The following is a 12,377-nucleotide window of genomic DNA, read 5'->3' as shown; positions in this document are numbered from 1 at the left end:
GATTAACACGCCCTTCATCGCCTCTGACTGCCTAGGCATCCACCGTGTACGCTTAGTCACTTAACCTCACAACCCAAAAGTGTTTCCACTTTCGCGCTGTTACATTTGAGAGACTCTATGACAGGTTAGTCCTTACTCCAAGTACATCTACGGAGGAGTAAGTTTCAGCTGTCATGTTTCAATTTTCAGCTTGTTCCAGATTGTTAAAGAGCAATATCTTAAACATGACTCTTGCGAATCAGTTTTAAGATTTTTTGATATGGTGGAGCTAAGCGGGATCGAACCGCTGACCTCCTGCGTGCAAGGCAGGCGCTCTCCCAGCTGAGCTATAGCCCCATATCAGAAAAGCATTTTTACACCTTATCTACTACCTTCGCCAATTCGCTTCTAGTCAAAGCGAAGTCCTACGACGTTTATTCACATAAACGAATAGGGCGACAACGCAGGATAGGAGAGAATTGGTGGGTCTGAGTGGACTTGAACCACCGACCTCACCCTTATCAGGGGTGCGCTCTAACCACCTGAGCTACAGACCCGACAAGGTGCTTTAAGACTTAACCGCGAAGATTAAGCCTTATGCTCTCTTTCATTTCATCAGACAATCTGTGTGAGCACTTCACGCAATCAATATCATTAGGTAAGGAGGTGATCCAACCGCAGGTTCCCCTACGGTTACCTTGTTACGACTTCACCCCAGTCATGAATCACAAAGTGGTAAGCGCCCTCCCGAAGGTTAAGCTACCTACTTCTTTTGCAACCCACTCCCATGGTGTGACGGGCGGTGTGTACAAGGCCCGGGAACGTATTCACCGTAGCATTCTGATCTACGATTACTAGCGATTCCGACTTCACGGAGTCGAGTTGCAGACTCCGATCCGGACTACGACGTACTTTATGAGGTCCGCTGGCTCTCGCGAGTTCGCTTCTCTTTGTATACGCCATTGTAGCACGTGTGTAGCCCTACTCGTAAGGGCCATGATGACTTGACGTCATCCCCACCTTCCTCCGGTTTATCACCGGCAGTCTCCTTTGAGTTCCCNGCTGGCAACAAAGGATAAGGGTTGCGCTCGTTGCGGGACTTAACCCAACATTTCACAACACGAGCTGACGACAGCCATGCAGCACCTGTCTCAGAGTTCCCGAAGGCACTAAGCTATCTCTAGCGAATTCTCTGGATGTCAAGAGTAGGTAAGGTTCTTCGCGTTGCATCGAATTAAACCACATGCTCCACCGCTTGTGCGGGCCCCCGTCAATTCATTTGAGTTTTAACCTTGCGGCCGTACTCCCCAGGCGGTCGACTTAACGCGTTAGCTCCGGAAGCCACGCCTCAAGGGCACAACCTCCAAGTCGACATCGTTTACAGCGTGGACTACCAGGGTATCTAATCCTGTTTGCTCCCCACGCTTTCGCACCTGAGCGTCAGTCTTTGTCCAGGGGGCCGCCTTCGCCACCGGTATTCCTCCAGATCTCTACGCATTTCACCGCTACACCTGGAATTCTACCCCCCTCTACAAGACTCTAGCTTGCCAGTTTCAAATGCAGTTCCCACGTTAAGCGCGGGGATTTCACATCTGACTTAACAAACCGCCTGCGTGCGCTTTACGCCCAGTAATTCCGATTAACGCTTGCACCCTCCGTATTACCGCGGCTGCTGGCACGGAGTTAGCCGGTGCTTCTTCTGCGAGTAACGTCAATGCACAGTGCTATTAACACTGAACCCTTCCTCCTCGCTGAAAGTGCTTTACAACCCGAAGGCCTTCTTCACACACGCGGCATGGCTGCATCAGGCTTGCGCCCATTGTGCAATATTCCCCACTGCTGCCTCCCGTAGGAGTCTGGACCGTGTCTCAGTTCCAGTGTGGCTGGTCATCCTCTCAGACCAGCTAGGGATCGTCGCCTAGGTGAGCCATTACCCCACCTACTAGCTAATCCCATCTGGGCACATCTGATGGCGTGAGGCCCGAAGGTCCCCCACTTTGGTCCGAAGACGTTATGCGGTATTAGCTACCGTTTCCAGTAGTTATCCCCCTCCATCAGGCAGTTTCCCAGACATTACTCACCCGTCCGCCGCTCGTCACCCAGAGAGCAAGCTCTCTTGTGCTACCGCTCGACTTGCATGTGTTAGGCCTGCCGCCAGCGTTCAATCTGAGCCATGATCAAACTCTTCAATTAAAAGCTTGATTTGCTTCAACTCGTGAAGCGATGCTCGAAAATAACTTTCGTAATAGTCNAAACAACTTATTGCTTGGTCACTCTTCAAGACTTGATATTTTTTCGAACCCGAAGGTTCTGGATATCGTCTTGTGGAGTGCCCACACAGATTGTCTGATAAATTGTTAAAGAGCAGTGAGTTAGCCGCCGTAGCGCGCTATCTCGAGGTGGCGTATATTACGCTTTCCTCTTTCAGAGTCAACCCCTAAATTTCAGGATTTTTTCTCTTCGAACCCCGGAGACTCTGTGAAGTTGTTCACATGTTCCGTGTCGATGGAGGCGCATTATAGGGAGTTCTCAGAAGGCCGCAACCCCTAAATGCAAAAAACTTTTCAAGCGCGGATTATTTCAACAAAGCGCTGCACAAGTCAGCGTTTTCGTCACTTTTCATACTGAATATGTCCAAACTCCTGAGCAAAACGGTCCACCTGCTGCCAGTCTGTGTACTCCACTTCTTTACTGGCATCTGTTTCGCCCCCCGTCATACGCATAATAAGTTGAATCATGACTCGATCGAACCAGCGATAACGTGGATAGCGAAGCGCGCCGGCGAACACGGCACACTGTTTTGGCTGCCAGGGAGAAGACAACAGGAACTTGCGGGTATAGGCGTTGGTCTGTGGCGAACGCTTGTCTACCTTACGGGCGGTCAGGTTAACGCTAAAAAACGCACTCGGCATCTGGTTCAACTGCTCAGCATGGCGCTTAACAAACTTATCCAGCTTCGGATGGAAATGGCCATAGCGTATTGAGGCACCAATCAGCACTTGCTGATACTGGCTGAGGTCTACATTATCCGCCTGTAGCAAATCGATCACGTCACAGCGCAGCGTATCCTGCAATTGGCTTGCAATATAAGAAGCAATAGAGCGTGTTTGCCCATCACGGCTAGAATAAAGAATCAGTGCCTTCACGGCGTTACTCCTTCTATCAGGATCATTCACGCCAGAACGTCGGCGTGAACAGAACCAGCAGTGTAAAGACTTCAAGGCGCCCGAACAGCATCGTCAGAACCAAGATCCACTTCGCCGGTGCAGGCATAGTAGTGAAGTTATCCGCCACCACGCCCAACCCAGGCCCAAGGTTGTTCAGCGTCGCCGTTACGGCAGCAAAGGCAGAAAAATCATCCACGCCGGTGGCGATAATCGCCAGCATGCTGACGATAAACACCAGCGCATAAGCGGAGAAGAACCCCCATACCGCCTCCAGGATGCGTTCCGGCAGCGCGCGGTTACCCAACTTGATAGTGTAAACCGCATTAGGGTGCACCAGCCTTTTTAGCTCACGCGAGCCCTGTAAATACAGCAGCAGAATGCGAATCACCTTCAGACCGCCACCGGTCGAGCCGGCACAGCCCCCAATAAATGCAGAGCACAGCAACAACATCGGCAGGAATAACGGCCATTTGGCAATACTGTCGGTGGTAAAGCCAGCCGTTGTCGCCATAGATACCACCTGGAAGAACGCCTGATTGACCGTTTCCATACCGGTTTTGTAGACACCATGCCCCCACAGCACGGCAGTACACACCACTACCAGCGTCAACTGCACGGCAATGAACATACGGAACTCAGGATCACGCCAGTAAACTTTCAGGCTGCGGCCGCTCAGCAAGGCGAAGTGCAAGCCGTAGTTACAACCGGAGATCAGCAAGAAAATAGCAATGATAGTGTTGATGGTCGGACTGGCGTAATAACCGATGCTGGCGTCATGGGTAGAGAAACCGCCAATAGCGATAGTCGAGAAGCTATGGCCGATGGCGTCAAACACTGACATGCCTGCCCCCCAAAGCGCCAGTGCACAGGCAATGGTCAACAGGACATAAATCAGCCACAGGGTTTTGGCCGTTTCAGCAATGCGAGGCCGCATTTTATTATCTTTCAGTGGGCCTGGCATTTCTGCGCGGTACAGCTGCATGCCGCCGACGCCGAGGATCGGCAGTATCGCTACGGCCAACACAATGATCCCCATCCCGCCCATCCATTGCAGCATCTGTCGATAGAACAAAATGGCTTTGGGTAGTGAGTCCAACCCCACCAGCGTCGTCGCCCCGGTGGTGGTTAAACCGGAAAACGATTCGAAGAAGGCATCGGTCAGCGAAAGATTAGGCCGCTCCGAAAATAAAAACGGTAATGCCCCGACGCTGCCCAGCACCGTCCAGAACAACACCACAATCAGAAAACCCTCTCGCGGCTTCAGCTCATGCTTTTGTTTACGGTTGGGCCACCACAGCATCAGGCCGATGGTTACCGCCACAAAGAAGGTTTGGCTGAACGCCCGCCCCGCCCCATCGCGGTATATCAATGCCACCAGCCCAGGAATAAACATCGTCCCGGAGAACAGGATGACCAGCAAACCAACGATACGGGTTATAGCGCGAAAATGCATTTCAGCACGATCCTTAGCAATTCAGTTGGGGGAATTATTGCGAAATGGGGGTTAATTGCAAATTACCGCGACTGAGATCACGTAATTTATTCCCGAACGCTTCGACACCGCTGACAGGTAAAGCCAGATGCAACCTGACGGAAGCGCCATATTCCCCCTGCACTATCCGTCCTTCAGTTTGCTGCAATAAATTCTCTACCAATGCCAACTGAGCATAGTCACATTGCAAAGTATATTCGGCCTGCGGGATTTTATAGCTCACGGCCAATTGCTTTAATGCCTGCTGCACACCACTGCCGTAGGCTCTCACCAAACCACCGGTGCCCAACTTGATACCGCCGTAGTAACGCACGACCACGGCGGTGATTTCGCCGATTCCACTGCCCATTAGTTGGGCAAGAATAGGTTTACCCGCCGTTCCGGAAGGTTCGCCGTCGTCGGAAAAGCCCAACTGTTGTGAGTCAGTCGGTGATCCTGCGACAAATGCCCAGCAATGGTGCCTGGCCGCAGGGTGTTCATCACGAACCTGCTGAATAAACGCCTTTGCAACATCAACCCCGCCGGTCGGTGCCAGCAGGGTGATAAAACGGCTCTTCTTTATTTCTTCGCTGACACTGACGGGGCCTGCCGGGATCGGGTAAGGCTGCATCAGGCCAGATTCAGATCGCGCGTCATGTTCTCGATACGCTTTTCGTGGATCACGATATTGTCTTCAATACGGATACCACCATAAGGTTTCAGCGCATCGATGCGATCCCAGGCAAAGTGTTGACTGAATTCGCCACTGCGCCATGGCGCCAACAGGGAATCAATAAAATACATACCGGGCTCAATGGTTAACACCATGCCAGGTTGCAACACGCGGGTGCAGCGCAGGTACGGGTATTTGGACGGAGCGGCCAGATGGGTACCCTGTTCATCCTGCATAAAGCCGGCAGAGTCATGCACCTGCAACCCCAGAGGATGGCCCAGACCGTGTGGCAGGAATGGCGTGGTCAGCCCCTGTTCAACCATGGCTTCTTCACTGATGCCGGTCACCAGCTTGTGGCTCTTGAGCAATTTGGCGATACGTTGATGCATTTGCACATGGTAATCGGTGTAACGCACTCCGGCTTTGATGGTATCCATCAGTGCCAGCTGCTCACCGTTAAGATCTTTTATCAGATGCGCGAAGTCACTGCCGCTCTGGCCAGCGTAGGTACGAGTCAGATCGGCGGCGTAACCGTTATATTCGGCACCGGCATCAAGCAGGAAGCTCAGCATTTCGGACGGTGGCTGATGATCCAGCGTGGTGTAATGCAGCACCGACGCATGCTCATTCAGCGCAACAATGTTGTCATAAGGCACATCGGTGTCGCGATGCCCCGTGGCGGTGAGGTAAGCCTGATTGATATCAAACTCACTCATGCCGGACAGAAAGGCCTCATGAGCGGCACGGTGCCCCATAACCGCGGTTTTCTGTGCTTCGCGCATGCAGGCCAACTCGTAGCCGGTTTTGATTGAGCGATGGAAATCGAGGTAATTCAACACCGCTTTCGGATTGACGTTTTCTGCCAGGATACCGAGATCGCGTGCACGTTGTTGCGCATAGCCGATATAACCCACACGCTCACGCTGGGCAGGAAGCTGCTGCGCGATATCATCAGCATTAGCCAACGGCATCAGTTCAACGGACTTGGTCCAAAAACTCTCCGGCAGTGGCTCAACGCTGTGCCAGTAGTCGACCGGCGAATAGAACCACAGCTTCGGTTTGTTAACGCCGTCCACCCACAGCCAGCAGTTGGGTACCGAGGTAACTGGCACCCAAGCCTTAAAGTGCGCGTTCACTTTGAACGGATAGCTGCGATCGTCCTGGAATATCCGTTGCAGCTCTCCTGAGTGAATCAGCAGCGCATCCAGTTTGTTGCGCGTTAACACTTCACGCGCCCGTTTTTGCAGTTCTGCCAGGTGGTCGTTATACAAAGAAGCCAGCGTTTCCATCACAATACCCTTATACATACCATTAGAACGGAATGAGTCATCTTAGCACACCGTTCAGGTGCACCAACCCCATCAGCTCTGGCATGCGGAGCGGTTCGCAAATCGCTGTAAACGTCGTTACATCCGTAGCTTAACAATTAACCAGGCGACCAGACCAAGCAACGCGATAGCGGCCGCCCACAGGCCGTGATGTTCGAGTAGAACCGCGCCGGCTGCAGCTATGCCTGCCAGACACTGTTGCAGAAAGCCGCATAACGCCATGGCGTAGGCACCCTGATCTTTGGCATCGCTAACGGCCATCGCCATGCTATTAGGGAACAGTACCGCCTGGCCAAAAATCGTCAAACAATACAAAGCGATGAAGACTGTCATACCGGAAAGCCCCACCAGCACACCGCTCCACCACAGCACCATTATCGCAGCAGTGGCAACGGCGACGATACTCGTCCCCGCCTGCATCAGCCGCTTACCGCCAAAGCGTGCAACCGTCCGGTTTACTGCCATTGCTCCGGTAAAGTAAGCCACGCCGATCACCAGCCCCAGAGCCCCAAAGGCGGTAACATTCAGGCCAAACCCCTGCTGCATGATAAACGGGCTAACTTCCTGCAGAGTGACAGTAGTAGCAAACCCCAATCCGCCGACAATGGCAGGCCAGAAGAACCCCGGGCGACGCAGAATAAGCCAATAGGTTGCCACCATGGCCGGGCGCTGGCCCAAGGTGCGGCCCGCTTCCAGTGGCAGCGTCACCATCAGTAACAATATCGCCAGTCCGGTCAGCCCCATCACCACGAAACCCATTTGCCAGTGTGAATACTGACTGAGCAGCCCACCGATAAACTGCCCACCGCCCAACGCGGCGATAAAGGCTACCGACAGTACCGAAAGACGCCTTGCCAGTTCATCACCGCTCCAGTTATCACGAACAATAATGCGCGCGATGATTGCAGCACCTCCGGCGGCAACCCCCTGTAGTGCCCGCAGCACTAATAACTGAGTACCGTTACTGCAAAATGCCAGCAGAGCACTGCAACTGATAAACAACGCCAGAGACAGTGTCAGCGGCAGGCGACGGCCAAAACGATCGGCCGCAGCCCCCCAGAACAACACCGGTAAGGCGGCTCCTATCACGAATATCGATATAGAAAGTTCGGTGGCGCGGCGCGTCATTGCCAGTTCCTGCATCACCGTCGGTAATGAAGGCAAATACACCGTCGTCGCCATCTGCGCCATAAACACCAGCAGACAAGCCAGCGTCATGGTTCTGGCGGGGATACTCCAGAAACCGCTGTGTTTTACACATACCGCTTTACTCATTTCGCACCTCTGCGTGAGCAACACTCTGCTCCGGCAAGTGTATGAAGGCTTTCACTCGTCGACAAATCACCATAAAGCATAAAATATAACTTCGTTTTAAATCAAAGCACTAACTCAGAGCCATGTGATCAGACCAGCAAAAATGCAATCTCTCATTTGCATATTGTTAACATAAAAACCACACTCCTCATCATCTGGTCATACCAGATCAAACGCTGATTCAGGAGATAGACATGCTCTACCAAGGCGAAACATTACAACTGCACTGGCTCGACAACGGCATCGCCGAGCTGGTGTTCAATGCCCCAGGCTCGGTAAACAAGCTCGATACCCGCACCGTTGCCAGCCTGGGCGAAGCGCTCGCGGTGCTGGAAAAGCAGACCGAGTTGAAAGGCCTGCTGCTGCGTTCTACCAAGGCAGCCTTTATTGTCGGCGCCGACATCACCGAATTCCTTTCGCTGTTTGCTGCCCCGGCTGAAAAGCTGCAGCAGTGGCTGAACTTCGCCAATGCGATCTTTAACCGGCTGGAAGATCTGCCGGTACCGACCATTTCGGCCATTAACGGCTATGCGCTCGGTGGCGGTTGCGAATGTATTCTGGCGACCGACTTCCGCGTTGCGTCTCCGGATGCGCGTATCGGCCTGCCGGAAACCAAGCTGGGTATTATGCCGGGCTTCGGCGGCTCGGTTCGCTTGCCACGCCTTTTGGGTAACGACAGCGCACTGGAAATTATCGCCGCCGGTAAGGACGTCAGTGCCAAAGATGCATTGAAGGTCGGCCTGGTGGATGCGGTAGTTGCACCGGAGAAGCTGGTAGATGCCGCGCTGAAAATGCTGCACCAGGCGATTGAGGGCAAACTGGACTGGCGCGCTTATCGTCAGCCAAAGCTCGAGCCGTTGAAACTCAGCCCTATCGAAGCGGCCATGAGCTTCACCACCGCCAAAGGCATGGTGATGCAAACCGCTGGTAAACATTATCCGGCGCCAATGACCGCAGTCAAAACCATTGAGGCCGCGGCCAGGCTGGGCCGTGATGAAGCACTGAAACTGGAAACCGCCAGCTTTGTACCGTTGGCCCGTTCCAAAGAGGCCCGCGCACTGGTCGGCATCTTCCTTAATGACCAGTTTGTGAAAGGTCAGGCGAAGAAACTGGCAAAAGGTGTCGAAGCACCGAAGCAGGCTGCAGTGTTGGGTGCGGGTATCATGGGTGGCGGCATCGCCTACCAGTCGGCACTAAAAGGCGTGCCGGTTGTCATGAAAGACATCAGCGACAAATCCCTGACACTCGGTATGAATGAAGCCGCCAAACTGCTGAACAAGCAGTTGGAACGCGGCAAGCTCGATGGCATGAAGATGGCCCAGGTGCTGTCGACCATTCAACCGACGCTGGATTATGCCGGTATCGAACGCGCTCAGGTAATCGTCGAAGCCGTGGTCGAGAATCCAAAGATTAAGGCGGCAGTATTGTCCGAAGTGGAAGGCTTGATCGGTGAAAATACCGTGCTGGCGTCCAATACCTCGACCATTCCGATTAATCACCTGGCGAAATCGCTGAAGCGCCCACAGAACTTCTGCGGCATGCACTTCTTTAATCCGGTACACCGCATGCCACTGGTGGAAATTATCCGCGGCGAGCAGACCAGCGACAGCACCATCGCCGCCGTGGTGGCCTATGCCAGCCGTATGGGTAAAACGCCGATTGTGGTTAACGACTGCCCAGGGTTCTTCGTCAACCGTGTACTGTTCCCGTATTTTGCCGGTTTCAGCATGCTGCTGCGCGACGGTGCGGACTTCCGCCAGATCGACAAAGTGATGGAAAAACAGTTTGGTTGGCCAATGGGCCCGGCTTATCTGCTCGACGTCGTGGGGATTGATACCGCGCACCACGCCCAGGCGGTGATGGCGACCGGTTTCCCTGAGCGTATGAGCAAAGATTACCGCGATGCTATCGACGTGATGTTCGATAACCAGCGTTTTGGCCAGAAAAACCAGTTGGGCTTCTATCGCTACAGCCAGGACAACAAAGGCAAGCCGCGTAAAGACAACGATGAGCAGACCGATGTGCTGCTGGCCGAAGTCAGCCAACCGCGTCAGACCATCAGCGACGAAGAAATTATCGCCCGCATGATGATCCCGATGATTAACGAAGTGGTGCGCTGTCTGGAAGAAAACATTATTGCCAGCCCGGCCGAAGCCGATATGGCGCTGGTCTACGGCATCGGTTTCCCTCCGTTCCACGGCGGGGCGTTCCGTTACCTGGATACGCTTGGCACCGCCAATTATGTCGAACTGGCCCAGCGTTATGCGCATCTCGGCGCTTTGTATCAGGTGCCTGCCGGCCTACGCGCCAAAGCTGAACATAATGAAAGCTACTACCCGGTGGCAGCGCCGCTGTCCGATGTCTCCACTGGCCAACCGGCATGAGGTCATAAAGATGGAAAACGTAGTTATTGTTGATGCCGTACGCACGCCGATGGGCCGCTCTAAAGGCGGCGCCTTCCGCCAGGTACGTGCTGAAGATCTTTCCGCTCACCTGATGCGCGCCGTACTGAGCCGTAATCCGTCGCTGGATGCCGCCGAAATTGACGACATTTACTGGGGTTGCGTGCAGCAAACGCTGGAGCAGGGCTTTAACATCGCCCGTAACGCTTCGCTGCTGGCCGAGATCCCACACAGTGTCCCGGCGGTCACCGTCAACCGACTGTGCGGCTCATCCATGCAGGCGCTGCACGACGCCGCACGCGCTATTATGGTCGGCGATGCACACGTCAGCCTGATTGGTGGCGTAGAACATATGGGTCACGTACCGATGAATCACGGTGTGGATTTCCACCCGGGCCTGAGTCGCAGCGTGGCAAAAGCCGCCGGTATGATGGGGCTGACCGCCGAGATGCTGGCCAAGATGCACAATATCAGCCGCCAGATGCAGGATGAGTTCGCAGCACGCTCGCACCAACGTGCGCATGCCGCCACCCTGGCCGGCTATTTCAAGAATGAAATCATCCCAACCACCGGCCACGACGCCGATGGTGTGCTGACCCGTTATGACTTCGACGAAGTCATCCGCCCGGAAACCACCGTCGCCAGCCTGGCAGCGCTGCGCCCGGCATTTGACCCGGTCAATGGTACCGTGACCGCCGGGACTTCTTCAGCATTGTCCGACGGTGCCTCTGCCATGTTGTTGATGAGTGAATCACGCGCCAAAGCGCTTGGCCTGAAAGCCCGCGCCCGTATTCGTTCGATGGCGGTAGTCGGTTGCGACCCTTCCATCATGGGCTACGGCCCGGTGCCTGCCAGCAAATTGGCGCTCAAACGTGCCGGGCTGAGCGTGCAGGACATCGATCTGTTTGAACTGAATGAAGCCTTTGCCGCCCAGTCACTGCCGTGCATCAAGGATTTGGGGCTGTTGGACAGCATCGACGACAAGATCAACCTGAACGGCGGCGCCATTGCTCTGGGCCATCCATTAGGCTGCTCGGGTTCACGTATCTCGACTACCCTGCTGAACAATATGGAACGCCGCGATGTGCAGTTTGGTCTGGCAACCATGTGTATTGGTCTGGGTCAGGGGATTGCCACCGTTTTTGAACGCGTTTAGCTGTGTCTATTTGGGATGACTGCGTCAACACTTCAAACCGCAGCATCCCACCAAGTTTAGTTGCCGTACTTCCCGCCTGTCAGGGGCGGGTTTTTTTATGCCTGAATTCTGCTGACGCCTCAATAAAAAGGGGCAGCCATTAGCCACCCCGTTTGCTACTGCTTCGCGCCTCAGATAAACGAAAAGGCGTCGCCAAACATATGCGCTTCCAGCGCGCCACGTTCGGCGCAGAAACGCTCGCGAGCGATTTTGGCCATCTCGAAGCGGCCGGCAATATAAATGTCGTGCTCTGCCAGCGTGCCGAAGTCCTGCAGCACCGCGCTGAGCACTGTGCCGCTGCGGCCACGCCACTCCTCTTCCGGCTGTTCAACCACCGGAATGACTTTCAGATTAGGATGCCGCAACGACAGCGCTTCCAGCTCGCTCAAGTCATACAGGTGCTTCAGTTCGCGTCCGCCCCAGTAGATGGAGATATCGCGATCCGGCTGCTGCTCCAGCGCGGCCAACAGAATCGAGCGCGCGTAGGAGAAACCCGTGCCGCCAGCGATCAACACCAGGGGACGGCTGCCTTCTTCACGCAACCAGGCGTCACCGTGCGGGATATCAACGGTAATCGCCTGCTCTTTCAGAATGCGATCCATTACCGCCATGGCGTACAGATTCAGCTCCGAAGCGCCAATATGCAGCTCAATGTAATCCTGGTCTGACGGAATGGAGGCCAGTGAGAACGGACGCTTGTCGCGCTCATCCATCACCACCATCAGATACTGTCCTGCCTTGAAAGAAAACGGTGCCTCAGGCACCAAGCGTACCCGATAAACCGTATCGGTAATGGCCTCTACGGAGGTCACTTTACAGCTCAATATTGTCATGCGTTCCCTCTGTCG

The 12,377-nt window shown here is 54.3% G+C and carries 8 protein-coding genes, 2 tRNA genes and 1 rRNA gene; 2 read left to right on the top strand and 9 right to left on the bottom strand.

Annotated features, from left to right (window positions below; genetic code table 11):
- Positions 1-260 precede the first annotated feature (260 nt).
- From OCH02_RS20000 to OCH02_RS19965, 8 genes are all read right to left on the bottom strand, one after another.
- A tRNA-Ala gene (locus OCH02_RS20000) sits at positions 261-336 on the bottom strand.
- A 123-nt stretch (positions 337-459) separates the two neighbouring features.
- A tRNA-Ile gene (locus OCH02_RS19995) sits at positions 460-536 on the bottom strand.
- Positions 537-638: 102 nt separating this feature from the next.
- Positions 639-2,172 (bottom strand): 16S ribosomal RNA (locus tag OCH02_RS19990).
- 419 nt (positions 2,173-2,591) lie between these two features.
- Positions 2,592-3,125 carry a menaquinone-dependent protoporphyrinogen IX dehydrogenase gene (hemG, locus tag OCH02_RS19985; RefSeq protein WP_261432666.1) on the bottom strand — a complete coding sequence of 178 codons (534 nt, stop codon included), beginning with the start codon at positions 3,123-3,125 and terminating at the stop codon, positions 2,592-2,594.
- Between the two features lie 22 nt (positions 3,126-3,147).
- Positions 3,148-4,599, bottom strand: coding sequence for a Trk system potassium transporter TrkH (gene trkH / locus OCH02_RS19980; protein WP_012004734.1), 1,452 nt, complete (start codon positions 4,597-4,599; stop codon positions 3,148-3,150).
- A 34-nt stretch (positions 4,600-4,633) separates the two neighbouring features.
- On the bottom strand, positions 4,634-5,248 hold the full coding sequence (locus OCH02_RS19975) for an IMPACT family protein (protein ID WP_261432665.1): 615 nt from the start codon (positions 5,246-5,248) through the stop codon (positions 4,634-4,636).
- Entirely contained in the window at positions 5,248-6,579 is a 1,332-nt protein-coding gene (gene pepQ / locus OCH02_RS19970; protein WP_261123605.1) for a Xaa-Pro dipeptidase, read from the bottom strand. The genes OCH02_RS19975 and pepQ overlap by 1 nt, the downstream gene beginning before the upstream one ends.
- Positions 6,580-6,696: 117 nt before the next feature.
- The gene (locus OCH02_RS19965; RefSeq protein ID WP_261432664.1) at positions 6,697-7,893 is read right to left on the bottom strand and encodes an MFS transporter; all 1,197 of its coding nucleotides are present in this window, start codon (positions 7,891-7,893) and stop codon (positions 6,697-6,699) included.
- Between the two features lie 233 nt (positions 7,894-8,126).
- Between OCH02_RS19965 and fadB the strand changes: the two genes are divergently transcribed.
- Both fadB and fadA read left to right on the top strand, forming a co-directional pair.
- Complete coding sequence (fadB, locus tag OCH02_RS19960; RefSeq protein ID WP_261432663.1) at positions 8,127-10,316, top strand: fatty acid oxidation complex subunit alpha FadB; 2,190 nt, start codon at positions 8,127-8,129, stop codon at positions 10,314-10,316.
- Positions 10,317-10,326: 10 nt separating this feature from the next.
- Positions 10,327-11,490: an acetyl-CoA C-acyltransferase FadA gene (gene fadA / locus OCH02_RS19955; protein WP_012004729.1), complete on the top strand. Its 1,164-nt coding sequence runs from the start codon at positions 10,327-10,329 to the stop codon at positions 11,488-11,490.
- Positions 11,491-11,660: 170 nt separating this feature from the next.
- Here the strand turns inward: fadA and fre are convergent, their stop codons facing one another.
- A complete protein-coding gene (gene fre, locus OCH02_RS19950) occupies positions 11,661-12,362 on the bottom strand; it encodes an NAD(P)H-flavin reductase (protein WP_259191899.1) in 702 nt (233 codons plus the stop codon).
- Between the last annotated feature and the right edge of the window lie 15 nt (positions 12,363-12,377).

Origin of the sequence: Serratia quinivorans, from assembly GCF_946227985.1 — a bacterium.
Lineage (GTDB): Bacteria > Pseudomonadota > Gammaproteobacteria > Enterobacterales > Enterobacteriaceae > Serratia > Serratia quinivorans_A.
This window is presented reverse-complemented; position numbering and strand designations above follow the sequence as displayed.